This window comes from Devosia enhydra (assembly GCF_900119845.1).
Classification (GTDB): Bacteria; Pseudomonadota; Alphaproteobacteria; order Rhizobiales; family Devosiaceae; genus FPKU01.
Window position 1 is genome coordinate 107,771 of the sequence record NZ_FPKU01000001.1, and the last position, 24,566, is coordinate 132,336.

The window sequence follows — 24,566 nt, forward strand, 5'->3', positions numbered from 1 at the left end:
CGCCGGTGCGATGCCGGCGACTCTTTTTTCTGCGGGCGGCTCAGGCGGCGCTGAGCCTGCGCGCCTTGCCGCCGCGCTGCCGCTTGCCCGGTCTGGCGACCGAGAGCGGCGGCGGATTGAGCGCGGTCGCAGCCGCGCCGTCGAGATGATCGAAGACCCAGAAGGGCTTGATGCCGTCATGCGGGAAAAACCGCGTCGGCCATGAGGCCGCATCAGGCAGCGCCACCGCCGCGTCGGCCACCCCGCTGCGCTCGCGCAGGGCGGCGAGCAGCGGGATGTAGCGCTGGAGGTCGAAGGGATCGTCCTGCGGATAGGGCCAGGGGCCAGTTGCAAGCTGCGGCACGAGCCAGGCGAGAGCATTGCGGAGCTGGCTCGTTTCACCATCACCGCACGCCCAGAGATCGCAGCCCACCGTCTGCGCCAGCCGCGCCAGATTGAGCCAGCACTGAAGGTTGAAGGCGGAGTAGTGCGCGCTCTGGGTGCGTGCCAGCTCTTCGGGCTGGCTGCCATCGGGCGAAATCTGGCTCAAGAGCCGGGCCCGTGCGGCGCGCAGCGTATACGAAAGCGTCTTCATGTCGCCCAGATAGAGCGCGATGGCGGCCACCTGCAGGTCGTGGGCGGTGCCGTGATTGTTGCGCGAGGCGCGCTCGTCCTGCCCCTGCTGGCTGGCTTGGAGCCAATCGAGATAAGCCCTGAGCCAGCCGCGCAGCCCCTCGCGATCCTTAGCCGGCAGGGCGCCATCGGCATCGAGCAGCCGCACGGCATCGAGGAAGAAGTAGAGGTCCTTCATTTCGATGATGCCGAAGCCGAGCCGGACATCGGACGGCCGCTCCGGCATCCACTGGGCATAGAGCAGATGCGGGTTCATCCGCGTGTCCGGATCGATGAACCAGCGGTGGATGAGCCCCCGGGCATGGCCAGCGAAACGCTGCTCGCCCGTCACCCGCGCGGCGAGCGCGAGGAGGATGGTGTCATCGAAGAGCCGTTGCAGGCGCGTGCGGTCGTAGCGCTCGCTTTCGGGGCTATAGAGTTCGCTGCCGGGTATGCGCTCGCCATCGCGGCGCACGAGCGGCAGGCCGTCGGCGCTGTCGGGATTGGGCCACCAATAGGGTGCGGGGTGCCAGTAGTCGTGCCGGTCTCCGCTCGGGGGCAGGCTGGTCTTGTCGACCACCGCATAGGGGCCGCGCGCGAGCGCCTCCTCGGCGGCGGAGACGAGAGCTTCCCGCCATTGCGCGGCCACGGACCCCGCCGGCGCCTCGGCCAGGCGGACGAGGCTTTGCGCGTCATAGGCAGCAAGTGCGGCTGGCTGCCAGCGGCGCTCGAGGGCCATGCAGTCGAGCATGTCGAGGGTTGCGACGATGGCTTCGTTGCGCGCCCCTTCGCGGCCCGACTGGCTGGCGCGCGTGCCCGCTTCGAGCTCTGCCCGGCCCGAATCGAGCCGTGCCACCCAGCCGGCCCGGCCGAATTCGGCCCCGCGCTCGCTGGGGGTGGGGCGCGGCAGATCCCATTTGTCATCGCGCGCCTGGTCCCATGGGCCCGGAATGCCGAGCCGCCAGAACAGCGACACCTTGGGGCGCCGACCATAGGGGTAGGCTTCGTCGAAGGCCTCCTCGGCATCGCGGCGGAAAATGAGCTGCGGCTCCTCGCTGGCCTCCGCGAAAAGGTCGCGGGTGAGGGCAAGCGTGTTGTCGGTCAGCCGCGCCATCGGGGTGTGGAAATATTTGAGATAGGGCCGGGCCGCGATCTCCGCGACGAGCCGATCCCAGGCCGATTGTGACAAAAAGCAATTGCCATCCCAGGGCAACACCCATTTGGCGCGGCCCCGCCCGTCGGCGAGGGCGGCATTGCGGGCGCCATTGTTGTTGATGGCATAATTGATCTTGTGGCGCCTCAGCCGGGCTTCGAGCCGCAGCCTCAGGCGGGCGGAAATCTCGGCCATCTGCGGGAAGAGCCAGGCGGCGGGTTCCTCGAAGCCGGCAAAATCCCAGTCGGTCGCCTCATAGGCCTGCCAGTCGAAGGGCAGGTGCAGATAGGGCTGCCCGGCATCCTCGAGAACCCGGATGATCGCTTCTTCGGCGCCCCGGTCGACGATGCGATTGACCACCCAGCGCTTCTGGCAGCCGGGGAAATCGGGCTCGTGATCGAGGATGAAGCGCACATTGCGCAGCGATTGGCCATCGGCGTGGCGAGGATGGAGATCGTTGCCGATGATGCGATAGAGGGCGAAGGTGTCGGGCGCCTCGGCAAGCCCGCGCATCGCCGCTTCCGACCGCAGCGCCGCGATATCGGGGGGCGGCATGGGCCGGGCGGGAACCACCTTGCGCTCCCACCGCCGGTCGGCGGCGCTGCGCTCGGCGCGGAAATCGAGAACCTCGAGCCCGCGCACCAGCGGCTCGAGCGCGGTCCCCGACAAATCGATGAGCCGGCTTGCGCCCCATTTGTGCCAGCGCGTCAGAAAGCGCTGCCGGAACTGGGCGCGGGCGGCCGGATCGGCGAGGTCGAAGGGCGGGAAATATTCGGCGATATAGCCTTTGGCCCGAAACGGCGCCATGTCGGCACAGTCGGTGAAAAACACCGGCACGAAGCCCTGCGACTGGCTCTGCTGGCGGGCCACCTCGTCGATGCCCAATCGCAGCGCCCGCCCATCAACGCCGAAAAGGCCCACCACCGCCACGATGGCATCGGGGTGGGGCTTGCGCCGCGACCAGCCGACCAGCGGCTGAAGCGGCTTTTCTGAGCCGCCGAACGCCGTCCAGCCCGGTGGCAGGGGCGGCTCCATTTCGGGCAGCGGCGGCGCGCTTTCGGGCCCGAAGGCAACGAGCCGCGATGCGCGGCCTTCGCCCTGATGGGCGGCAAGCGCCTCGAACATCGATTGCAGGGCGCGGAAATGGCTGGCTTCTAGCGCCGTGGCTGCGGGGGCACGTTTCTGGCTCACTCTGTCCTCCAGAGCCCGGCGATCGCGGTGGCGGCCTCGGCGGCGCCATTGGGCCGGGCCAGCGCGGCGCAGTTCTGCGCCATCACCTCGCGGGCCCGCCGATCGAGCAGGACAGCGCAGATGCTGGGCAGCAGCGTCAGCTGGTCTTCGGCCAGATCGAAGCCCGCGCCCTTGTCCTGCGCAAAGCCGGCGCGGGCGCGCTGGTCATCGAGCGCGGGATGATCGGCGGCGAGGAATATGGTGGGCAGGCCAAAGGCGATGGCTTCGTGGAAGCTGTTATAGCCCGCCGCCGAGATGGAGAAATCGAAGGCGCGGGCGTGGCGGCTGAGCGGAAAGCCCGAGACCACGAGAGTATCGGGCCAGAGCGACAGCGGGGCACGCGAATTGGTCCACTCCGCGATGGCGATCTGCAGGCCCGGAAAGCCCTTCAGCACGCGCACGACCGCATCGATGAGCTGAATGACGTCGCGATGGGCTCCGGCGCCCAACTGTACGAGAACCGCGGGGCGGGCGGGATCGAGCCCCAGCGCGCGGCAGGCGCTGTCGCGATCGCTAAGGTCGCCGGCATCGAGCAGGGTGATGGGCGGCACTTGCAGGGCCTCGTGCCGGCGCGCGGCGGTGGGCCCGGTGTCGCGCTCGGCGGCGATCTCGCCCGGCTCGATGATGAGATCGAATTCGGAGGCCGCATCGAGATGGGGCGAGGCGATGCGGTTCATGCCACGGCGCACCCAGACGAGCTTGCAGGGCGGCTGCGACAGGGCGGCGCCGACGAGCCCGGGCGCGGGATTGTTGCCGTCAAAGACGACGGCCTGCGCATCATGGGCATGGATGAGCTGTTCGAGCTCGACGCGCAGCCAGCGATCCCACAGCCTCGGATCGGCGGCAGTATCGGACAGCGAGGGGATATAGTCGGCGTGATGGCCGAAGCCGCGCAGGATCGGCAGGGCCTGGGCATGGCTGGCAAAGACCGGCCGGAAGCGGTTTTCGGCCCGGTTGGCGATGGCCAGGAGCCGGGTGACGTGGCCAAGCCCGACCCCGTTGGAGGGCAAAAACAGCACACGCGGCGGAGATGGCGCGGTGATCACGGCGGGACGGGCCGGCGCCAGCGTGCGGCCGAGGAGGCGCGACAGCCTTTCGGCATGATAGAGCGGCGGAAAGGCCAGGGCGCCGGCCTGCCGCGCCTGCTCCAGCCGGGTCGGCAGTTCGGGCCCGGCGAGTGCCGCAGCGAGGGTTTCGGCCATGGCCTCGGGCTCGCAATAGAGCGGACCCTCGCCCAGATGCAGGCGCAGATGCGGCCGCGTCACCACCAGCCGGCCCTTGGCGAGCGCCGCCCCGATTGCCGCATCGGGCACGGTTTCATTGGCCGGGGAGGGGGCGTAGACGAGGGCGTCGATGCGCTCGAGGAAGCCATCGAGCCCCATGTCGCCCCGATCGATGATCCGCCAGTTGGGCGGCAGCATTTTGGGCACGAGCGCGCCGGGCGGTCGGCCATGAAATGTGATGTCGACATCCACGCCACGGGGCAGGGCGACGGCCAAGGCTTCGGCGGTCTCGGGCCAATGGCGGCGTCCGCCGAAATCGACGAGCCCGATGGTGAGCCGGCCGGTCCTTGCGCGTGGGGCGGGACGATCGGCATCCGCGATGACGGGCGGGCGCCAATCGATCTCCTCCATCGGCACGGGCAGGCCGAGTGCGGTGAGTTCGGCGCGCACAAAGCGGTTGGTGGGCACCCAGATCACACGGCCACGCAGGAGCCCGAAGAGACGCCACATATCGGCCGGTACCGGCGCCCGATCATGGATGAGACAAACCGTTTCGGCTGAGAGGGCGGCCAGCCCCTGCCGCGCCAGCGGCGACAGGCTGCCCAGCGCCATCGGTGCATGCACGACCAGCAGCCGCGCCTCCACCGGTTGGGCCGGATCGACGACGACCGCCAGTTTTTCGCGCACGGCGCGCTGGATATCGGCCGAAAGGGGCCGTGGCGGGCCCTCCGCCCCCAGATGCAGGAGGCCGGTGGCAAGGCCGAGTGCTTTCTGCGCCCTGCATTCAAAGAGCGCGCGCAGCGCGGTATCCCCGGGTGCGGCAAAGTCGGCGGCGATGATGACGTCGAGCATGGCCGGCCCCCCAAAGACAGGCGCAGCCGGCGTTTCAGCGCCGGCTTTTCTCCGCACGTGCGATGGCGGCTCTCCGCAGCGCGGGGAGAGCGACCCTCGTCACGCGGCGATGCAGGCGCTGGTCAGTAGGGCGCGTTGACGTCGAAGGCGAGGCGATCCTCGCGCCGGCTCGGCGGCTGCGACAGTTCCACGATCCGGCTCATCAGCATGGCGAGGATCGGGCTGTCCGGATCGGTGGCGCGAAGCATCTCGAGCTCGGTCTGCAAATCGACGATCGAGGCGGTGCTTTCGATGCGCTGCTGCGCGGCGGCTATGGCGTCCGCCGGGCTCTCGATGGCGCTGGCGGCATCGATGCCGGCGGCCATCATCAACGCAGCGAGTGCTGCGCTTAGCTTATGCTTGCGATCCATGATCATCCCCCAACCCTGGATGAACGTTGTCATAGCGTCACAGGTGTTAACGAAGGCTTAAAGCGGGATGGGGAGCCCGCTGGCGTAGGGCACTGTCGCGGCGCGATATCGGGGGATTTTGCGAGGCCGGGGGGTGGGCTCGCGGGTGCCGGAACGGGAGGGGCCGTACCGGCGTACTGTCTTGTAGCAGCTCCGGCAGAAGCGCTGGCGCCTCTGCCGGACAGACTTGAAACGCGGCTTAGAAGTGGAAGTTCAGGCCGGCCTTGACGGTGTGCACGTCGAAGCTCAGCGGATAGTCCTGGTCGTAATGGTCGACCGCGCCGAAATTGGCATAAAGATATTCCGCCTTGAGCGAGATGGTCTCGGTGATCATCTTTTCCACGCCGGCGCCCACGGCGAAGCCAACATGGGTTTCCGCGCTGTCATCGTCGAAATAGTCGATGAAGAGCCCGGCGATGGCGACGCCGGCGGTTCCGTAGACGAGGTAGCCATCGAGATCGACGCCGACCCGGCCGCGGAGGGTGCTCATCCACGAGATCGAGGCGACATAGTCTTCGTCATCGAGGGCGCCGTTGAACAGATAGGGGCCATTGACCCCGGTCCAGGCGATGTCTGCCTCGAGGCCGAGGACAATGCCGTCCATCTGGTAGTTGACGCCGGCCTGCGCGCCGGCGATCAGCCCCGACATGTCCCAGGTATAGCCATCATTGTCGATGTCGATGGCCTCGCCGAAGCCATAGCCGACATGCACGCCGACATAGGCACCCGACCAGCTGCTGGCCGGAGATGTCGGAATGAAGGGCTGCTCGGGAATGTAGAGATCGGCGGCGAAAGCCGACGCCGTCAGCGCAGCGGATGCTGCCAGTGTCATGAGCGCTCTAGAAGCGAATCGCATTCGTCGGTCTCCGGAAAACAATGGAGCAGCAAGGCCATGCGCTCCGGAGCCCTCGATATGACGGATGTTATACGGGGCAGCATTGTGGTCGCGCTGTGTCGCTTCGGCCACAATGGCGGCGCGGGGCGGGGACGGTCAGGGCAGGGCGGCGAGCACCTGGATTTCGACCTTGATGTCGGGCAGCGCCAGACGGGCCTCGACGGTGGCCCTGGCCGGGGTATGTCCGGGCATCACCCAGGCATCCCAGACCGCGTTCATCTCGCTGAAGGTCGTGATGTCGCTGAGCCAGATATTGACCTGGACGAGGTGCTGCTTGCTCGTGCCGGCGTCGGCGAGCAGTTCATCGATGCGCTTGAGGATGTCGCCGGTCTGCTCGGCGACGCTGCGATCCTTGCGGTTGGCGGCGGTCATGCCCGAAAGATGGACATTGTTGCCGTTGATGACGATGCCGCTCATGCGCGGGCCGACATGGATACGTCTGATGGTCATGTGTGAAGTCCTGAAACGGTGCAGGCGGGGAGGGGATCGGAGGGTGTGGGCCAGCTCGCGACCCGGCCGCGATCACGGCGGGCGCGCTCTGCCACGGGGTCGGGAACCGGCACGGCATCGAGCAGCACCTTCGTATAGGGGTGGACGGGAGCGCCGATCACCTGCGCCGTATCGCCCAATTCGAGCATCTGGCCGCCATACATGACGCCGATGCGGTCGCTGAGTTCGGCGACGACGGCGATGTCGTGGGCGACGAGCAGATAGGCCACGCCGAGCTCGCGCTTGAGCTCGCCGAGCAGGGCCATGATGTCGCGCTGGATGGAGACGTCGAGCGCCGAGACGGGCTCATCGAGCACCACCAGCCGTGGCTCGAGCATCAGGGCCCGGGCAATCGCGATGCGCTGGCGCTGGCCACCCGAAAACTCGTGCGGAAAACGATCGAGGGCGGAAGCAGGGAGCCGAACCTGATCGAGCACGCGCCGCGCGCGCTCGGCCACGGCACGCCCGCCATGGATCTGGGCCGGTTCGGCCAGAAGCTCCCGGACCGTCATGCGCGGGTCGAGCGAGGCATAGGGATCCTGGAAGACGACGGACATGTCGCCGCTGGCCTTGAGCCTCGCCTTGGGTGCCGCGAGGTCCTCGCCCGCGAAGATGACGCGGCCGGCGCTCGGGGCAAGAAGGCCCAGAACCGTATTCAGAAGCGTGGTCTTGCCCGATCCCGATTCCCCCACGATACCCAGCGTCTCGCCGGGCATCAGATCGAAGGAAACGTCGCAAAGCGCATGGATGACGCGGTCGCTGGCCGACAGTGTCTTGCTGCGCGGGCGCAGGAAGTGGCGCGACAGGCCCTCGAGGCGCAAGAGCGGCTCGCCCGCGCGTGGGAACGCGCCCTTACTGGCAACCTGGTCGAGCCGCGGCGCAAGGCTCAGCAGCCGCTTAGTATAGTCATGCTCGGGGGCGGCAAAGAGGTCGCGAACCGGCTTTTGTTCGACGATGCGACCTTCGCGCATGACGGCGACCCGGTCGGCCACCCCGGCGACCAGCGCCAGGTCATGGGTGATGAACAGCATGGCGGCGCCCGTCTGCTCGCGCGCGATCCGCAGGCTGTCGAGCACCTGGGCCTGCACGGTCACGTCGAGCGCGGTGGTCGGTTCGTCGGCAATGATCAGTTCGGGCTTGTGGATCATCGCCATGGCGATGACGACGCGCTGGCGGATGCCGCCCGACATCTGGTGGGGATACTGGTCGAGCCGGCTTTCCGGATCGCGGATCGCCATGAGCGCCATGAGCTCGGTGGCCCGCCGCCGGCTTTCGGTGCGTGAAATCGGCCCGGCGACCGCCATCGTCTCGTGGAACTGAGCGCCGATGGTAAGGACCGGATTGAGGCTGGTGGACGGATCCTGCAGGATCGTGGCGATGCGCCGGCCGCGATAGCGGCGCCATTGCGCGAACCCGAGCCCCGTCACATCCTCCCCATTGATCCGGACCCCGCCGCTGGCCTCGGCGCCGACGGGCAGCAGCCCTGCGATCGCAAGCGAGGTCAGCGACTTGCCCGAGCCCGATTCGCCGACGAGCGCCAGAACTTCGCCGCGCGCGATGTGCAGGGTGATGCCATCGACCGCCGGCCGCTCCACATTGGGGAAGGTGACGCGGAAATCGGTGATGTCGACGACGGCATCGGGCCGTGTCGCCGGCACTGCCGTTCCGGCTTTTGCCCGCGTCCGATGGGCGACCAGCGGATTGGTGGGGGCTGCCTTGGGGTTGAACGCATCGCGCAGCCCCTCCCCGACATAGTTGATCGAGAGCACGATGAGGATGATCAGGATGCCCGGCGCATAAAACAGCCAGGGGCGCGTGAGCACGGCCGTCTGGGCGTTGGAGATAAGCAGGCCGAGCGAGGTATCGGGCGGCCGGACGCCGAAGCCGAGGAAGGAGAGGCCGGTTTCCGACAGGATGGCGACGCCCACGAGCAGTGCCGTCGAGACGATGATGTGGTCGGCGACATTGGGGATCATGTGGCGCGCCATGATGCGCACCGGCCCCGCGCCCATCACCTTGGCGGCCTTGATGAAGGGCATTTCGCGCAGCGAGAGCGAAACGCCGCGCACGAGCCGCGCCACCGATGTCCAGAACAGCGCGCCCAGAACCAGCGACAGGCCGAGCCACGAAACGCCGGAATCGCTCATCGCATTGCCGAGGAACGCGGCCAGCGCGATGGTGGGAATGGTGAGGACGAGGTCGACGAGCCGCATGATCGAGGCATCGACGAGCCCGCCGATATAGCCTGAAATCACCCCCAGCACGGTGCCGATGAGGCTCGCGATGAGGGCGACGGTACCGGCGATCAGCAGCGATTGCTGCAGGCCGCGCATGGCCATCGCCAGCATGTCGCGGCCCAGCGTATCGGTGCCCAGCGGATGCGCCCAGGATGGCGCCTGCGACAGATCAGGGGTGATTTCGGCATAGCCATAGACCCACCACATCGGGCCGAAAACCGCCACGGCGACCAGCGCCAGGAGAATGGCCAGCCCGATCATCGCCATGGGATTGGCGCGGAAGCGGCGCAGGGCCATGGCGAAGCGCGAGCGGGAACGGGGCGCGGAATCAGGCCTGGCCATAGCGCACCCTGGGATCGACGAAGGCATAGACGATGTCGGCGAGGAGGTTGAACATGACCACGGCGACGGCTGCCACGAGCAACCAGGCCATGACGGCATTGGCGTCTCGATTGGCGATGGATTCGAGCAGGAACCCGCCCATGCCGCGCCACTGGAACACGGTTTCGGTGATGACAGCGCCCGAGAGCAGGGCCGGCAGATCGAGCGCGACCACGGTGACGATGGGAATGAGCGCGGGGCGCATCACATGGGCGCCGACGATGCGGTTGCGCGAGAGCCCGCGCAGCACGGCGAAGCGGACATGGTCGCTCGAGAGCGATTCGACGACGGCCGTGCGCTGATAGCGGCTCCAGCTGGCGAAGTGGATCATGGTGAGGGCGATGGTGGGCAGGATGAGGTGGCCGGCCATGTCCAGCATCAGCGGCAGGAACTCCTTTGGCGCCGGCACGGAGATGTCGCCGACAGTAAAGAGGATGCGCGCATTGGCCATCCTGTTGACGACGATGCCGCCCTGCTTGAGCAGCACCGCCAGCCAGAACGAGGGCAGGGCGATGAGGATGAAGGCGGAGGTCGAGATGAGGTGGTCGGCGATGCGATTGCGATAGAGCGCGGCAATCGTGCCGGCGATGAGCGCAAGGATCGTCGCGATGACGATGGCGGTGGTGACGAGGCGCAGCGTGACGCCGACCCGGGGCGCCAGTTCGGCCCCGATATTCTGGTTGGGCTTGACCGAGGGGCCGAAATCGCCCCGCACGACGCCGCTGAGCCAGGTGAGGTAGCGCACCGGAATGGGCTGGTCGAGGCCGAGGCGCGCTTCCTCGGCTGCAATGACGCTGTCCGGAACCGGCGGCTGCCGGTCGCGCAGCTCGCCGAGCGGGTCGCCCGCCAGGGCGACCAGCGTGAAGACCACGAAGGTCGAGACGAGGAGGATGGCGAGGCTGTTGACGAGCCGTCGGCCGATCAGGGCAAGCATGGCATTCTCCTCGTCATCGGATGCGGATCAGTCCGCCTGCACAGGGCGGATGCGGCCCCAATGCCACCACGGAATGGAGTAGTCGAGCTGGTCGGCCCAGCCGAAGAAGCGCTTGGAGCGGGCATAATAGGTGCCGTACCAGAGGAGCGGCACGAACTCGCAATCGCGCTGCCAGATGGCCTGCAACTCCTTGTAGGCTGCTCCGCGCTCCTCGCGGGTCAGTGCCGTACGCCCCTTCTGATAGGCGGCATCGACATCCTTGTTGTGGTGCAGGCCCATATTGTTGAGGCCGGTCGAGGAATATTTGGTCGCGGTGATCTCGATGTCGGGCGACATGGTGCCGCCCACGATATAGAGGTCGAAATCATGCTCGCGGCGAATGCGCTTCGACCATTCGACCGCCGAAAGCCCAGCATACTCGACCGAAAACCCGACCTCGGCGAGGTTGCGCGTGACGATCTCCGCCAGTTTCTTGTGGCCGTAAAAACTGTCCATGTAGAACATGCGCAGCGTGCCGCGCGAGCCGGTCGCATCGCGCACAAGGCCGCTGTCGTCGAGCAGGCGGTCGGCTTCAGCCACATCATGGCCCGGCGCCTTCGCGTCCGGGTTGAAGGCCCATTCGACGCTGCCCAGCAGATAGTGATCCCACGCAAAGCTGACGCCGGGGTCGGTGATTTTGGCGATATCGGCGCGGTTGACGGCGCGGGCGATGGCCTCACGGCGGCGCTGGTCGGCCCAGAGTTCGCTTCCGTGATTGAAGTCGAGAAGCGCCATGCCCGGGCCCTTGCCCTTCATGACCTCGACATTGTCCGCGCCCTCGACGAGGTGCAGGCGATCATAGGTGAGGGTATCCTGCGGGAAGAAATCGGCTTCCCCGCGCACCACCATTTTCACGCATTCGTCGCGATCGGGCTGGATCTTGAGGATCAGCCGGTCGATCTCGGGCTGCGGACCCCAATGGTTCTTCACCTTTTCGAGGATGATCTGCTTGCCCTTTTCCCATTCGACGAGGCGGAACGGCCCCGAGCCGACGGGCTTGAGATTATAGGGGTTCGTGTCCCAGTCGGTGCCCTCGTAGAGATGGCGGGGCAGGATGTGGGAGAAGATGAAATTGCCCAGCTGAACGAGGAAACCCGAATTCGGCCCGGTGAGGTGATAGTCGACCGTGTAGTCGTTGACCGCCACGATGTCCTCGACATCGGTGAGGAACATGGCGCCGGTATAGCCCATCTTCTTGGCGTGAAGGTGGGTATAGACCACGTCATGGGCGGTCATCGGCACGCCATCCTGCCAGCGTGCCGCCTGGTTGAGGTGGAAGCGCCAGCGGCGCGCACCGTCCAGCATCTCCCAATGGGTGGCCAGATCGGGATACGACCCGTTGAAATTGTACCACTCGGTCAGCACCATACGGTTGTAGATGTTGTTGCAGACGAGGTAGCCGGCGGTGGCGGTGTAATTGCGGTGCACGTCATTGAAATGCACCGCGTCATGGGGCGTCGCCACGACGAAGTCGATGGTCATTGAAAGCTCATGGACTGAGGGAAAAGCGGGAGCAGGACACCTCCCGCTCCCAGGTCAGGATCAGTTGGCGGCCTTGAGGCCCCATTCCTCGACATTCATCGTCGTGCCGTACTTGGACGGGTTGACGAAGATATTGGCGTAGGTGTCCGAATAAACGGCAATGTTGGTGATGGGGAAGAGCGGCACCACGATGCCGTCGGCGAGGAGGGCGCGGTCGAGTTCGTTGGTGAGGCGGGCCGTTTCGGCTTCGTCGAGGGTGACCGAGATCTGGTTGATCAGATCGTCCACTTCCGCCGAGGAATAGCCGAAATAATTGCGGGCGGCGCCCGTCTGGTACCACTGGGCCAGCGAGAGCGCGCCCAGATCGAGCGCCGTGGCCGTGGTGTAGATGTCGAAATTGCCGGCCTGGGCCTCGGGGGTATAGCGCGAGCGGTCGGCGGCATCGATGGTCGCGGTGATGCCGATCTTAGCGAGCTGGGCCTGTGCCAGTTCGGCGAGCTGCACGCGGATCGGATCGGTCGAATAGGTGAGGATCTCGAGATCGCGCACCGGCTTGCCATCCGGCCCGTTGAGCTTGCCATCCACGAGGGTGTAGCCCGCCCCTTCGAGCAGCGCGATGGCTCCTGCGATGTCACCCGTGCCAACGCCGGTCGCGCCGGTATTGTCCTCGAGTTCGGCCTGGCCGGGAATATAGGCCGCGCTGGTCATCGGCACCGTGCCTTCGACATACTGGCCGACGGTGCGGTTGGTCATGTCAGCGATGTCGAGGGCCTTGGTGATGGCCTGGCGCAGCACTTCTTCGCCCATCACGTCGCCGCTGGCCTTGAGGCTGAAGTGGTAATAGGTCAGCGTCGGCCCGATCGCGACGGTGACGCCGAACATCTGGTTGACCTGCTCGACGGTATCGAGGGTGGCCCCGCCATAGACGGCATTGATCTCGCCGTTTTCGAGCGCCGTGATCTGCTCGCTGACCTTGGCGATATAGCGGAAGCGGATGGTATCGAGATGGGCCGGGTTGCCATACCAGGCGGGGTTCTTGACGAGGTTCATCACCACCCCGTCCTCGTAGCTTTCGACCATGTAGGGGCCGCCCGAAACGGTCGGCACGTTTTGCGAAAGCCCCTCGTTGAACGAGGTGGCAAGGTCGCCATAGCTCGCCGCCACATGCGCCGGCAGTACGAACGGGAACAGGGTCTTCCAGGGCGCGAACGGCTTCTCAAAGGTGACGCGGACGAGCTTGCCGCTCTCATTGGTCTCGATCGAGGAGACGAGGTCGTAGCCCTGTGTGAAGGCGGCCGAGCACTCGGCGCAGGCCCGCGGATCCTGCACCTGCTGGGTGTAGCGGAAATCCTCGACCGTGATCGGCGTGCCATCGGACCAGACGGCTTCGTCGCGGATCACATATTCCACCACCATCGGATCGGTGCTCACCACCTCGGCCGAGACGAGGAACTGGCTGTTGAGCGTAACCGCCGCATCGGTGCCCGTCAGGAACGGATGCGGATAGAGCGGCCATTGCTGCTGGCGGTTGGTGGTGATGTCGCCGGTGGCCGAAACCGGGTTCCAGTTCGGCGGGGAATTGGTCGAGGCGATGATCAGTTCGCCGCCCGCCGAGACGGGCACGGGCTGGGCGAGGGCAGGGGCGGAGAAGGCGGCCAGCGCAAGCGTCAGGACAGCCAGCGAGCATGATGTACGGGCAGATGACAACGGAGCTTCCTTTCCCCAGAGGCCTGGGAAATGCGGTGGAACAGGCGGCGGAAGGCCTGTTTCGTGGCCCCTCAGCGCAACATCGAGGCTAGACCTTGCCTTTTGTTTTGGTCAATATAACTATGTTCATAAACATAACATCTGGATGAAGGCGGCACATGCTGGAACGGATCGTCAAGCGCGTGCCCATGCGCAACCCCAGGGCGCTGAGCCGAACCATCATGGAGATGGTCGCCGAAGGGGAATTGTCGCAAGGGATGCGCATGCCGACCGTGCGCGAAGTGGCCGATGCGCTCGGCATGAGCCCGGCCGGGGTCGCGGCCGCCTGGCGCGAGCTGGTTGACTGGCGGGTGCTTGAAACGAGGCGGCGGGGCGGCACCACCGTCCTGGGGCCGGCCGTGCCGCGACGGGCCACCCGCTATGACGTGATGATGAAGGCCTCCGAGGGCATCCCGCTCAATATCGGCCATCTGACGCCCGACAAGACCATCCTGCCGCCGCTCGAGCGCGCCTTTGCCGCCGCCCTCGGCGATGCGCGCGTGCATGACGCGGCGCCCGACCCGATCAGCCAGAGGCTGCGGGAAGCCGTCGAGCCCAACTGGCCGTTCCAGCCCGGTTTCATGATGGCGACCCATGGCGGCATCGCCGCCGCCGAACTGGCCCTCCAGACCTCGGTGCGTCCGGGCGACCGGGTCATCGTCGATGCGCCGACGGTGTCCCGCATCCTCGACATTCTCGAAGCGCTCGGCGCCCGCGCCGTACCGGTGACCTATCGCGAGGGCGGGCCGGATCTGGGAGAACTGCGGACCGCCTTGGCGATGCGGCCGGCGGCCTTCGTCTATCAGCCGGTCGGCAACCACCCGACGGGCTTTTCGGTGACGCCCGAATGGATCGGCCGGGCGGCCGATCTCCTCGCCGAAGCGCATATGCCCATCATCGAACTTGTCCAGGCCCCGCTGATGCATGCCCAGCCCTGGCTGTCGCTGGGCACGCGCCTGCCGCGTATCGTCGTGCACGTGCATGCCTACAATTTCTTCACCGGCACCGATCTGCGCGTCGGGGTGGCCGGGGGCAGCAGCTATTACATCGATCGCATGTGGCAGAAGCTGACCTTCTCGTCGGGCTGGGTCAGCCGCATCCTGCAGAATGCCCTGGCCTTCCAGCTGACCGACGCCACCGCCCTTGCCGAACTCCAGCGCTATGTCGACACCTGCCGCAGGCGACATGCCGACATGCTCGATAGCCTTGCGCGCGTCGGCTTCAGCCTGCCCAGAACCGATGGCCCGACGATCTGGCTGCCCGTGCCCGACGAATATGTGGTGACCAACCAGCTCTCGAGCCGGGGCATCGTCGTGCACCCCGGCAGCTATTTCGCCCCGGCCCCACTCGACATCGACCACGTCCTCATCAACGGCTCTGCGCTGGGCTCCCAGCAGACCCTGGTCGCCGAAACCATCGGCTCAATCGTCTCAGCGATTGTTCCGCGCGGACGATGATGCGGGGGTGAGGAGGGACACGGATTGGGTGAGGGGGTAGGGGGCGGAATGGATGAGGGGGGCGGTGAGGTCGCATCGCGGCGGCTGATAGCGCCTAAAACGGCGCGCCGCAACTCAGCCATCAAAAGGAGACGAGCAATTACAACGACTTAGGGAGGATTGGCTGGGGAACCTGGATTCGAACCAAGATTGACGGAGTCAGAGTCCGCCGTAGGCGATTGATTTATAATGCTTTTTTTTCCAATTCGGCTGAAATGGGCCGTAATCATTTCAATGTGTTACGGCCAAACTCCCAAGTGATAATAAGATCGACGCAGCCTAGATCGACAGGGTATGTTCTAATAAGAGACGCGGAGGACGGGGCCGCGACAATCTTCCTTCCTACGATGCGCAATGGCCGCGCACAGCGAAGTGGGTGATGCGGCAGTTTTGCGGGTGTCCCCTTAAAGTTGCGACTGAAGCGCGGAGCGTATGAACCGATGACCGGGGAGGCGACCGTCAAGCGCGGCCCGTGCGACGATTTGCGATGAGAATGCATATACAAATCTTTAGCTCAATGACGGCGCTACAGGTATGTAGCCTTTGCACTGTTTGAGCCTAGAGGACGAGCATGATCCGGAAGTTGTTAGGGAGGCGTCGGCTGAAGGAAGAGGCTAAGATGGCCCCTCTGATGTCCGAACTAGCCCTCAGGGCCTTCGAGCAGAAGATATTTGAAAAATACTTGCCGGACTATGCTACAGACGATATTTGGGACGACCAGTTCGCTGCCAATTACTTGGATCCGATCCGAAGCCTAATCGTTGCTCGCGCCCAGAAGTGGGAGGCTGAAATTGCTAAGTTCCGCGAGTTACAAGGCCAGGTCGACGATCAGTTGCGATCGTTAAAAATTACTACTTGGAAGAGCCGCATGCCCGGGAAGTTCGACGAGATATTTGAGGCAATGAGAGCTTCCTCAAAATCGCATCTCGAAGCCCAGCGGAAATTCCGTGAGTTGGACCGCGATGGTCTCCAAAATTACTACTGGGCCGAGGCGGGTAGCCTGCTGCGCTTCATTAACCTCGAGACCTCCATCGCAGACCGCCCGTACGACACAGTAGAGAGGAACGGGCAGGACTATTATAAATCCAATTCGTTCATCGTCGATCGTGTCACCGCCGTCGTCGACATGATGGAACTCGCGTGCCTCACACACTTTGCGGCGAGCAGCCCGCCCCAGCCTCCTGGCGACTTGGAAGTGGATCACCCTGGGCTGCACACCAATGACTACGACAATGTGCGTACAGAATACCCCCTGTTAGAGCAGCTTGAGGCGTTAGTGAAAACCCTGCGGGTGCTAGTGAAACAAGAGGAAGACCTCTTCTGGCAGACTAGAGGGCTGCAGGTCGTCCGTGATAGCGCTCATGGCCTCTACGAGCTGTTCTCCCTGCACAAGTTTCCGCACGATGTATCATACCGCTCCTACGACTCCGATCATGAGCGGCTACTGTACCCGACGACTGTTTTCCCCGCCAGCCAGAAGCGAATGATGGATATGGCGGGCGTCTGCGGCGCCGTGCGGGAGATCACTGAGCGCATGTCTGCGCCGCATGCCGCCATGTTCCTCCAGACTCTCACGTATCTAATCTTGAGTGCTATCGTCTCGGGTACCCGTCGATCGAGATTTCCGGCGGTCGCGGCGTTCGGGTATGTGCAGGCAGCAGAGCGTGGATTGGGGCTATCGATTATCGGGGAGGTTGTCGACGAGGAGTTCGCTGGCCGCCTAAGAGCTTCATTCCAGGCATTGAACCATAGCTGGAATGAACGTGACAACGACGTCCGCTTAGCGGAAGCTTACAAGGTGGCCATGGACATGTTGCCTGACAAACCCAAGGTTTACGTCCGCTGATAGCCGCAGCTTCAAAGTGATCCAGAAGCTCTTGATTGGCGCTCAAAGGTGAGCCGGCAACTTTACCCATTAGTAGAATCGGCTGACTCGGCAAGGCACGATTGTTGATCGCCCGTGAGACTTGACCCAGTAGGCCGAGATTTTCCATCGAGATTTTGCACGCCGAAACACAGCCCTTAGCCCTCAAGGGCATTCACAAATGTGGCCCTCACGGCATTGCACTACGCAAAATGCGTGGCAGCGACAATCAGGCCGCACAGCAGAGTCACCGTAACGACGATCTTAAAGTAGACCTGTGCAGTGAAGTGCTGCGTGCTGGGCTGATCCCCACCTGCAGCCGTTACGCTCCGGTGCTGGCTGATCTCTGGCTGGGCCATGCGCATGATTGGGTGCGGTGATCGCGTCGTCTTAGCTGCAGATGGTTTCTCCTGCCTGCGCTGTCGTGGCCTCGGTCGGTCGCCCCCTTCGTCACCGGTCTCCCCGACCGCTCCCACGAGTTGCCTTTGCTCCTGACGCATTCGATAATTCTCACCCAAACATCAGTTTGTTTAGAGCCATGATTGTCGATAATGAAAGTTCTGGTGCCTGAAGACGTGCTTCAGGCCTTCGCCGAGCCAGACATGATGACCTAACAGGCCTATTACAACGTCATCTCTCGGAGGCTTGGGACGCGGAAACGCTCTACAATCCTAGAATCTACGCGCAGGCGAGGACAGGTCCTAGTGAGACTGTGCATTCGTCCGGTCCGAAATTGATGTTTATCGATCAATTGGGGGCTCGGTGCTACACAAATTTAATCCTCGATGCGCGAGTTGTTGACTGCCACACGCGTCACAGCTCAGTTCCAGAATCTGAACGTCAGGCGATGCAATGATTTGCATGCACAAGTGCTGCGACATTTTTTCTCCCCCAAACAGTCACAGAACAAAGGTTACAAGCTCATTGAACTTGAGCAGGTGCTGGATGCATATCAGTTCGAGCAGGCCTACCGCATCAACAGGGCATTGTTCGTTATATCGTGCGAACATCGCACCGGTACAAAACAGACGAGGCCCCCGGCCGCATGTCGAGGGCCCGGTTTACATCTAGAAGTGGAAGTTGAGGCCGGCCCGCACGGTGTGGAACGCGACGGCTGAACTCAGCGTCCCGTCAATCGAACCCTCTCCTCCACCACCGCCGAGAAGCGTGCCCGAGACAAGTTCGGCCGTGCCAAGATCGACATAGCCATATTCGGTCTTGAGCGAGATCTGGTCTGTAACGGCATATTCAAAGCCTGCGCCCACAGTCCAGCCCCAGAGGTCGTTCTCAACGCTGCCGATTTCCGTGCCAAGAAGGCTGATCGCAGAGGTCGTCTGCCCGTAGGCCACACCACCGGTGACATATCCAAGGAACCGGTCATGGGTCATGCCAGCACGGGCCCGCAGCGTCCCGTACCAATTGAGGTCGGTCCCTGCACTTAAGAGATCGGTTGATACGGGTGTGTCGATGCTGGCGGTAACGGTGCCGGAGATGGAGCTGGCCTGGATGTCTGCCTCGATGCCGAGGAGAATCGATTCAGACGCCATGAAGTTGTAACCGGCCTGAAGTCCTCCCACGAAGCCGCCAGCCGTCAGGTCCGCGCTGCCCGTCGCCAGAGAGATAACGTCCCCGCCCTCTAGGGTCTCAGGATCGAGGCCTTCCCCGATTCCCAACGGCAGATCATCGAGGAACTCTTCCTGCTCATCGATGTCGAGGTCCTCAAAGCCGTCGGGCACGATCAGGTCGATGCTGACCGGGTAATTGAAATTGCCACCGCCATAGCCAGCATTAACCCCGACATAAAAGCCGGTCCAATCATAAGCCGCCGGAGCTGGAGCGATCGGATTGTAAATTGGAAAATCGGCAGCCATTGCTACTGAGGCGCTCATCGCCAGTGCAGTTGTTGCCATGAGAATGGTCTTCATCAGAATCCCCTTTGCCCTGAAGTCATCGGACTTTCTGAATTGGATCACATAGAGTCAACGCATGGGATGAATGATAGCGTTACCCAATTTGATTTGTGTCGAATGTGCAACGCCATCTATGAACAAATAATATCCAGCCTGCTGTCGGGGTTGGGAGACGATCGTTGAACTGGCCCAACCATCGCCTTGGCTGCCTCACTTCGTGCGGGCATTCCGCGGAGCGTCAAGTGCGCTTACGCACGTCGATCGAAGTGCGCCTCCTAGCTGAAAATCCCTAGCAGCCCCGCGGCCGCTGCAGCGTGCTGCCAAGCGCTGAACCCCGTGCAACTGCGTTCTTGTTTTGTTCGAATTTCTCGCCCATGCTGAAAGGAATCGTTGTCCGGAGACTGCATGTCCCTCACCGCCACTCTTGCACCCCACCGCATGCCGGTAGCGATCTCGACGCTTATCAGCATGCGCTTACCTATGGTTGGGCGCACAGTGCATGCAGGCTTTCCGTCGCCGGCCGATGACTTCATCGAGGCTATGATCGATCTGAACCAGGTGCTGGTTCAAAATCCTGCCGCGACCTTCCTCTGGCGGGTGGTTGGCGACTGCATGATCGATGTGAAAATCTTTCCAGGCGATGTGGTTATCGTCGACCGATCCATTGCACCCAAGCACCGCTCGATCGTGTTGGCGATCATCGATGGCGAGCCGACGCTCAAGCGCCTCTACCGACGCGGGGGGCTGCTCGTCCTGCAAAACGAGAACGCCAAACTGCCGCCATTCCTGATTTCAGCGGGAACAGAGGTGTCGGTGTGGGGTGTGGTCACGGCCACTATCCGAGATCTCAAGAAATGACAGCCTTCGCATTGATCGATGGCAATTCTTTCTACTGCTCGTGCGAACGGGTTTTCGATCCCAAGCTCGAAAGCCGGCCGGTAATTGTGCTCAGCAACAATGATGGTTGCGCGGTCGCCCGCACCAACGAGGCCAAGGCCCTTGGTATCAGGATGGGCGCGCCCTACTTCAAGATACGGTCACTGTGCGAGCGCGAGGGCGTGGTGGCGCTGTCGAGCAACTATGCGCTCTATGGCGACATGTCTCGCCGCATGAATGAGATCTACGAGACCTTCAGCCCTAGGACAGAGGTCTACTCCATCGACGAGACCTTCCTCGACGTCACCGATGTTCCGCCTGGCGATCGGATGCCATGGGCCAAGGACCTAAGCGCAACGATCAGGCGCTGGACCGGCATTCCAACCTGCGTCGGCATCGGGCCTACCAAGACCTTGGCCAAGCTCGCTAACAAGGCGGCCAAAAAGCTGAGCGATGGCGTTCTGGACCTGACAGATCCCGATGAGAGAGCTCGTGTCATGGCCAATTTTCCCATCGGCGATGTCTGGGGCGTTGGGCCGGCTAACCAGATCAAACTGGGCTCAATCGGCATTGCGTTCGCCGACCAGATGCGAGATCTCGACCCGCGCCGAGCCAGGGAGCTGATGACGGTTGTTGGCGAGCGCATCGTCTATGAGCTCAACGGTCAGCCTTGTCTGCCTCTTGAGGACGTGCCGGCGGTGCGGAAGGGGTGCGCGGTGACCCGATCCTTTGGCGAGCGGGTCACGACCAAGCTCGCCATGGAACAGGCCGTGGCTGGCTACGCCACCCGCCTGGGCGAGAAACTGCGTCGGCATGGTCTGGCCACCGACCATGTCACGGTCTTCATGCACACCAGTCGGTTCGCAGACAACGAACCCCAGCGCAACGTGTCAATGACCGTCGACCTCCCCGAGGCGACTAATGACACGTTGCAACTCATCAAAGCCAGCCGCAGGGCCGTCGATCAGCTCTGGAGATCTGGCTACCGATATAGCAAGGCCGGCATCATCACTGATGACTTGGTCCGGCCAGCGGACCGTCAGCGCGCCCTTTTCGACACCCTCGACCAAGACAAGGCCAGCAAAATTATGCAGGCGCTGGATGAAGCCAACAGACGATGGGGGCGGGCGACGGTGTTTCCCGCTGCCATGGGCGTCACACGCACCGCATTTTCAACGAAATTCGAGCGTCGGTCACCCCGATATACGACACGATGGGAAGAGCTCCCTCAGTGCCGGTAAGATGCTGTTCCCGGACTATGGGCTGGTTCTGCGACCTGCGGCGTTGGTGTCATGGGACTGAGCCATGATCTGAGCGTCCCAAGCCGCCAGAAACGCCCGCGCTGCCTGATGCTCTTCGGGCGTCGCCTTGGTCCAGTCAGCCTTGACCTTAAGGACCTGATAGTCAGGCAGCAGCTGCCGGATCAATTCGTCATGTGCGTCCATCTTCCTTGCTCCCTCTTGCGACGATCATCCGGCTGCTGTCCGGCAGGGGGCGCTGCAACCCTTTCGCCTCGGGCCACGCCGCTGTCATCCAGGTTTTGCGCTCGGCTTCGGACGTCAGGATCACCGGCATGGCCTTGGGATGGATCGGCGCCACTTCGGCATTCGGCTCTGTCGTGAGAAATCCGAAGAGGTCGGCCACATATCGTGCTCAGGTTCATCTGCGTGATGGCGACGCGAGGATTTTCACCCGAAACGGTCATGATTGGACCGCGCGGTTCGGTCGCCTGGCCGAGCGTCTCCGAGGGCTGACCCTAGAAAGCTTGATCCTTGACGGAGAGATTGCCGCCCAGACCAGAATTATAAGGTGGCTTGTGAGGTGGCTGATCGACAGGCAGATGTGAAGCGACAGAGTTCCGCACCGGCCAGCCGCAGCAGGGCAATCCACCGGTTGACGGCCCGCCAAGTCGAGACCGCTGCGGCAGGTCAAGCCTAACCGTCCACACAACATTCTATCAATGCCGTTCCAGCTTGGTTCCACTGGCTCCCGGGCGATCGTGCCCTCTAACGACTCGATCCTGCGGGGTTTGGGAACCTCTCCGGTAGGTCTGAGACCAGTTTCCACACCTGAATGGGTGGAGGTTTCTTGATACCCCCCCCGGGGTCACCTCACACCCACACATCACCCCCCCCCATAACACCACGAACGCGCGCCGCGCGGTCGGGCGGTTTGCTCAGTGACGCCGCGATGTAGATCCACACCAGGGTCGATCTGGATGTCGGAGAGAGGTTGGTGTTAGCGGGCACGCTTCCGCGCCCGCTCTACTCCCGGCAGCATCCCATCGGGTCCTCCGCCGCGCTGCGGACCGATGGGCGCGCCTGCGTTCAAGCGGGCCTGGAAGCGAATGGGTAAGGAAGCAGTGGCTAGGAGGCACCAGGATCCCTCTGAGGCACCTCGGTCACGGGCGCCGATACCAACGCCATCCCTTTTCTTGGCTCTGAACCAAGGAAAGAAAGCCTATGTACCTCGCCTTTGATACTGAAACGACAGACCGTCCGCGCTACCACCTCGCTCTGACCCATCCCTTTCGACCTCATCTGGTTCAGTTTGCCGGGATCGTATTCGACCAGCATGGCTATGAGATTGACCGACTCGTCACGCTAGTGAAGCCGGGACCAGGCGCACTGATGTCTGTTGCAGCGCATCAGGCTCACGGCATGTCGATCGAGCAACCGACCAGTCTCGTCCTCGAGCTGCTTCAGCCGCCGCATCTCCGTCGGCAGCAGCCCGTCGAACTTCTTCTCGTAGTTGAAGTAGGTCGCCTGGCGAATCCCGCCCTTCCACAGATCTCGGCAACCGGCACGCCCTTGGCCCCCTGCTTAAGAATGAAGGCCTTCTGTGCGTCCGAAAACTGCGATGCCTTCATCGTTCTCCGCTCCTTCCAGCCCCAACAAGCTTGTGCGGAAACTCTACCTCACACCGGTCCAATTTCCTGGGCTCGGATCACTGACCTCCTGTGACACGTTTTTCCCCATCACTGGCGGAAAAGGTCCTTGATGCGCTTCCGAATGCCCCAACCGAGCTTTCTTCTGCCGACCCACGCATAGAATCGATAGAGGGCCATTCGCATGGGCGAAACAATCGGACCGCCTGAAACGGGATCGGTCCTAGCGTCGGGCTGGTATGTTGAAGCCGCGTGTGTTGATCGACCCTGCAATCGTCGGAGAGCGCCAGCGATGCGACTTCTGGTTCGGTGGAAATGCCAAGGGCGCCAACCGGCATCGAGCGCCGGAAGAAGCCGGAGATCAAAAAGCCAATACCTGCCCGCCAAATAGGCGCAAACGAAGCCTCCGATAATCCCGCGAAGCGCACTGACGTGAAGGCGATAGCCCCCCGCAGCTTTCGCCTTCAAGGACCGATATAGCGCGTCTTCCTTCTCGACGGTTGTCCGCAGGGTAAATCGGTCCTCCATTAAGCGCCGTCCATTGGCGGCAAGGAGTTTGGCTTTCTCGCGGTCCGTCAAGAGCTCGAGGATTCCGCGAGCAAGGTCAGGAGGGTCCGACGGGTTCACGACTACCCCGGTCTTCCCGTCAACCACGCTATCCACCAAACCTCCCACACGAGTGGCGACGATAGGGCATTCCATGAGTAGAGCTTCTATGGTGCCCCCGAGATTTTCGCTGAGCGAGGCTTGCACCGTCACATCAAGGCTCTTGAGGATGCCGGGTATATCGGAGCTGTAGCCAAAGAACTTGATACTGTCGTCCAGTCCGAGTTCCCGAACCAGGTTCTTCATGTTCGAAAGGTGCTGCTGCCCGGGCTCACCCCAGCCGGAGCCCACAAAGACCAGCTTGGCGTTCGGGACGCGCGCTAAGATAGCCGGCATAGCATTGATCAAGTCGGCCTGGCATTTAATGGACCGGCCGTGAGCTATCGGAGGTGTCCAACGGTTGGCCCCTAGCTCAGCGTAGAAATAGGCCACCATGCCGATGAGGGGAGTGTCGTCCGGCCAACCGTACTGCTCCCTAATCGGAACCGCCTGATGGCCATCAGGATCAAATTTGGTTTCGTCAGGGCCATAATAGATGAGCTTGAGGCGATCCTCCTCGACACCCATGGATTTGTAGATGGACCGAGTGAACTCGCAGGACGGGATCAGGGCGGTTTCCATCCATTGGGTCGAGCCATCGATCCACTTTGACGTGTAAGCCTCTAGGTGAAACGGGCCAGCCACCATGGACAGACGAACTGGCACATCAGCCAACCACGCTGCGAAACGTCCGATGACCATCGAGTGAAAAAGATGGGTTTGCACGATGTCGAACCGCTCACGCCGAAGCAGGCTGGCCAAGCGCAATATCTTCTTTGGCAGGGCGAAGAGATCAGATGAACTGAGATACTCGAAGTCGGCAACAAGAACCGGAATTCCCGCGGCCTTGAACCTGTCCACCAGTGTGCCGGCATCTCCGTTCAGGATCACTGAGACGTCATGCCCGAAGCGGTCTCGAAGATCCCGAAGCTGTTCATAAACCCAGATGCCGCCTTCGGTGGTCGCAGCGATGTGACAAATGCGGAGCTTGTCGCCTGGGGGCGCGCTGGGCCTAGCATCCGAGTCGACGACATCCGTGGCGTCTGCATTTTGTGATAGCGACATGAGATCCCATCGGCTCGGCTCAAAGTGGAAAAGCTATAGCAGCCTGGACGATTTGTCTTGGCGTTAGGCTTATCGGCTTGCTGATGCTGAAACGATGGATTTTAGTCCTCGAGGGATTGGTG

17 protein-coding genes and 2 pseudogenes are annotated in these 24,566 nt (G+C 63.2%); 5 read left to right on the forward strand and 14 right to left on the reverse strand.

Features of this window, described 5'->3' with window-relative positions; genetic code table 11:
- Nucleotides 1–40: 40 nt before the first annotated feature.
- The 9 genes from BT183_RS00480 to BT183_RS00520 form a co-directional block, all read right to left on the reverse strand.
- Nucleotides 41–2,935, reverse strand: a complete 2,895-nt coding sequence (locus tag BT183_RS00480; protein ID WP_210185427.1) for an alginate lyase family protein — start codon at nt 2,933–2,935, stop codon at nt 41–43.
- Complete coding sequence (locus BT183_RS00485) at nt 2,932–5,049, reverse strand: glycosyltransferase (RefSeq protein ID WP_072338474.1); 2,118 nt, start codon at nt 5,047–5,049, stop codon at nt 2,932–2,934. Before BT183_RS00485 ends, BT183_RS00480 begins: the two co-directional genes overlap by 4 nt.
- A gap of 122 nt (nt 5,050–5,171) precedes the next feature.
- On the reverse strand, nt 5,172–5,459 hold the full coding sequence (locus BT183_RS00490) for a hypothetical protein (protein ID WP_143145589.1): 288 nt from the start codon (nt 5,457–5,459) through the stop codon (nt 5,172–5,174).
- A gap of 238 nt (nt 5,460–5,697) precedes the next feature.
- Nucleotides 5,698–6,330, reverse strand: a complete 633-nt coding sequence (locus BT183_RS00495; protein ID WP_072338476.1) for an outer membrane protein — start codon at nt 6,328–6,330, stop codon at nt 5,698–5,700.
- A gap of 159 nt (nt 6,331–6,489) precedes the next feature.
- On the reverse strand, nt 6,490–6,843 hold the full coding sequence (locus BT183_RS00500) for a RidA family protein (RefSeq protein ID WP_072338477.1): 354 nt from the start codon (nt 6,841–6,843) through the stop codon (nt 6,490–6,492).
- A complete protein-coding gene (locus tag BT183_RS00505) occupies nt 6,840–9,461 on the reverse strand; it encodes an ABC transporter ATP-binding protein/permease (protein ID WP_072338478.1) in 2,622 nt (873 codons plus the stop codon). The genes BT183_RS00500 and BT183_RS00505 overlap by 4 nt, the downstream gene beginning before the upstream one ends.
- On the reverse strand, nt 9,448–10,434 hold the full coding sequence (locus BT183_RS00510) for an ABC transporter permease (RefSeq protein WP_072338479.1): 987 nt from the start codon (nt 10,432–10,434) through the stop codon (nt 9,448–9,450). The genes BT183_RS00505 and BT183_RS00510 overlap by 14 nt, the downstream gene beginning before the upstream one ends.
- A gap of 27 nt (nt 10,435–10,461) precedes the next feature.
- Nucleotides 10,462–11,955, reverse strand: a complete 1,494-nt coding sequence (locus BT183_RS00515) for an ABC transporter substrate-binding protein (protein WP_072338480.1) — start codon at nt 11,953–11,955, stop codon at nt 10,462–10,464.
- 60 nt (nt 11,956–12,015) lie between these two features.
- A complete protein-coding gene (locus BT183_RS00520) occupies nt 12,016–13,662 on the reverse strand; it encodes an ABC transporter family substrate-binding protein (RefSeq protein WP_143145590.1) in 1,647 nt (548 codons plus the stop codon).
- A gap of 158 nt (nt 13,663–13,820) precedes the next feature.
- On the opposite strand from BT183_RS00520, the gene BT183_RS00525 reads away from it, so the two are divergent.
- Nucleotides 13,821–15,158, forward strand: a complete 1,338-nt coding sequence (locus BT183_RS00525) for an aminotransferase class I/II-fold pyridoxal phosphate-dependent enzyme (RefSeq protein WP_072338482.1) — start codon at nt 13,821–13,823, stop codon at nt 15,156–15,158.
- Between the two features lie 658 nt (nt 15,159–15,816).
- Nucleotides 15,817–17,043, forward strand: coding sequence for a hypothetical protein (locus BT183_RS00530; RefSeq protein WP_143145591.1), 1,227 nt, complete (start codon nt 15,817–15,819; stop codon nt 17,041–17,043).
- Nucleotides 17,044–18,128: 1,085 nt separating this feature from the next.
- Here BT183_RS00530 and BT183_RS00535 read toward each other — a convergent pair.
- Nucleotides 18,129–18,986 (reverse strand): outer membrane protein, encoded by an 858-nt coding sequence (locus tag BT183_RS00535; RefSeq protein WP_143145592.1) that lies wholly within the window; start codon nt 18,984–18,986, stop codon nt 18,129–18,131.
- A gap of 390 nt (nt 18,987–19,376) precedes the next feature.
- Between BT183_RS00535 and BT183_RS00540 the strand changes: the two genes are divergently transcribed.
- Together BT183_RS00540 and BT183_RS00545 are read left to right on the forward strand one after the other, a co-directional pair.
- Nucleotides 19,377–19,829, forward strand: coding sequence for a LexA family protein (locus tag BT183_RS00540; RefSeq protein ID WP_210185428.1), 453 nt, complete (start codon nt 19,377–19,379; stop codon nt 19,827–19,829).
- The gene (locus BT183_RS00545) at nt 19,826–21,088 is read left to right on the forward strand and encodes a Y-family DNA polymerase (RefSeq protein WP_072338486.1); all 1,263 of its coding nucleotides are present in this window, start codon (nt 19,826–19,828) and stop codon (nt 21,086–21,088) included. The genes BT183_RS00540 and BT183_RS00545 overlap by 4 nt, the downstream gene beginning before the upstream one ends.
- Nucleotides 21,089–21,103: 15 nt before the next feature.
- Here the strand turns inward: BT183_RS00545 and BT183_RS00550 are convergent, their stop codons facing one another.
- Together BT183_RS00550 and BT183_RS00555 are read right to left on the reverse strand one after the other, a co-directional pair.
- The gene (locus tag BT183_RS00550; RefSeq protein ID WP_072338487.1) at nt 21,104–21,292 is read right to left on the reverse strand and encodes a hypothetical protein; all 189 of its coding nucleotides are present in this window, start codon (nt 21,290–21,292) and stop codon (nt 21,104–21,106) included.
- Nucleotides 21,279–21,485: pseudogene (locus BT183_RS00555) on the reverse strand (SOS response-associated peptidase); the annotation flags it as partial. The gene BT183_RS00550 and the pseudogene BT183_RS00555, both read right to left, overlap by 14 nt.
- Here BT183_RS00555 and BT183_RS21230 point away from each other — a divergent pair.
- Nucleotides 21,421–21,693: an ATP-dependent DNA ligase gene (locus BT183_RS21230; RefSeq protein WP_143145593.1), complete on the forward strand. Its 273-nt coding sequence runs from the start codon at nt 21,421–21,423 to the stop codon at nt 21,691–21,693. The pseudogene BT183_RS00555 and the gene BT183_RS21230 sit on opposite strands and share 65 nt — an antisense overlap.
- Nucleotides 21,694–22,519: 826 nt before the next feature.
- Here BT183_RS21230 and BT183_RS00565 read toward each other — a convergent pair.
- Nucleotides 22,520–22,716 (reverse strand): annotated as a pseudogene (locus BT183_RS00565) (transposase); the annotation flags it as partial.
- A gap of 108 nt (nt 22,717–22,824) precedes the next feature.
- On the reverse strand, nt 22,825–24,444 hold the full coding sequence (locus tag BT183_RS00570; protein ID WP_084603153.1) for a glycosyltransferase family 4 protein: 1,620 nt from the start codon (nt 24,442–24,444) through the stop codon (nt 22,825–22,827).
- Nucleotides 24,445–24,566 lie beyond the last annotated feature (122 nt).

Excerpts from the sequence above, each read along its gene's own strand:
- BT183_RS00500 (WP_072338477.1), bottom strand. The coding sequence starts at position 6,843 with ATGACCATCAGACGTATCCATGTCGGCCCGCGCATGAGCGGCATCGTC.
- BT183_RS00535 (WP_143145592.1), bottom strand. The coding sequence starts at position 18,986 with ATGAAGACCATTCTCATGGCAACAACTGCACTGGCGATGAGCGCCTCA.
- BT183_RS00570 (WP_084603153.1), bottom strand. The coding sequence starts at position 24,444 with ATGTCGCTATCACAAAATGCAGACGCCACGGATGTCGTCGACTCGGAT.
- BT183_RS00515 (WP_072338480.1), bottom strand. The coding sequence starts at position 11,955 with ATGACCATCGACTTCGTCGTGGCGACGCCCCATGACGCGGTGCATTTC.
- BT183_RS00510 (WP_072338479.1), bottom strand. The coding sequence starts at position 10,434 with ATGCTTGCCCTGATCGGCCGACGGCTCGTCAACAGCCTCGCCATCCTC.
- BT183_RS00545 (WP_072338486.1), top strand. The coding sequence starts at position 19,826 with ATGACAGCCTTCGCATTGATCGATGGCAATTCTTTCTACTGCTCGTGC.
- BT183_RS00495 (WP_072338476.1), bottom strand. The coding sequence starts at position 6,330 with ATGACACTGGCAGCATCCGCTGCGCTGACGGCGTCGGCTTTCGCCGCC.
- BT183_RS00505 (WP_072338478.1), bottom strand. The coding sequence starts at position 9,461 with ATGGCCAGGCCTGATTCCGCGCCCCGTTCCCGCTCGCGCTTCGCCATG.
- BT183_RS00490 (WP_143145589.1), bottom strand. The coding sequence starts at position 5,459 with ATGGATCGCAAGCATAAGCTAAGCGCAGCACTCGCTGCGTTGATGATG.
- BT183_RS21230 (WP_143145593.1), top strand. The coding sequence starts at position 21,421 with ATGGCCTTGGGATGGATCGGCGCCACTTCGGCATTCGGCTCTGTCGTG.
- BT183_RS00485 (WP_072338474.1), bottom strand. The coding sequence starts at position 5,049 with ATGCTCGACGTCATCATCGCCGCCGACTTTGCCGCACCCGGGGATACC.
- BT183_RS00550 (WP_072338487.1), bottom strand. The coding sequence starts at position 21,292 with ATGGACGCACATGACGAATTGATCCGGCAGCTGCTGCCTGACTATCAG.
- BT183_RS00525 (WP_072338482.1), top strand. The coding sequence starts at position 13,821 with ATGCTGGAACGGATCGTCAAGCGCGTGCCCATGCGCAACCCCAGGGCG.
- BT183_RS00530 (WP_143145591.1), top strand. The coding sequence starts at position 15,817 with ATGGCCCCTCTGATGTCCGAACTAGCCCTCAGGGCCTTCGAGCAGAAG.
- BT183_RS00540 (WP_210185428.1), top strand. The coding sequence starts at position 19,377 with ATGTCCCTCACCGCCACTCTTGCACCCCACCGCATGCCGGTAGCGATC.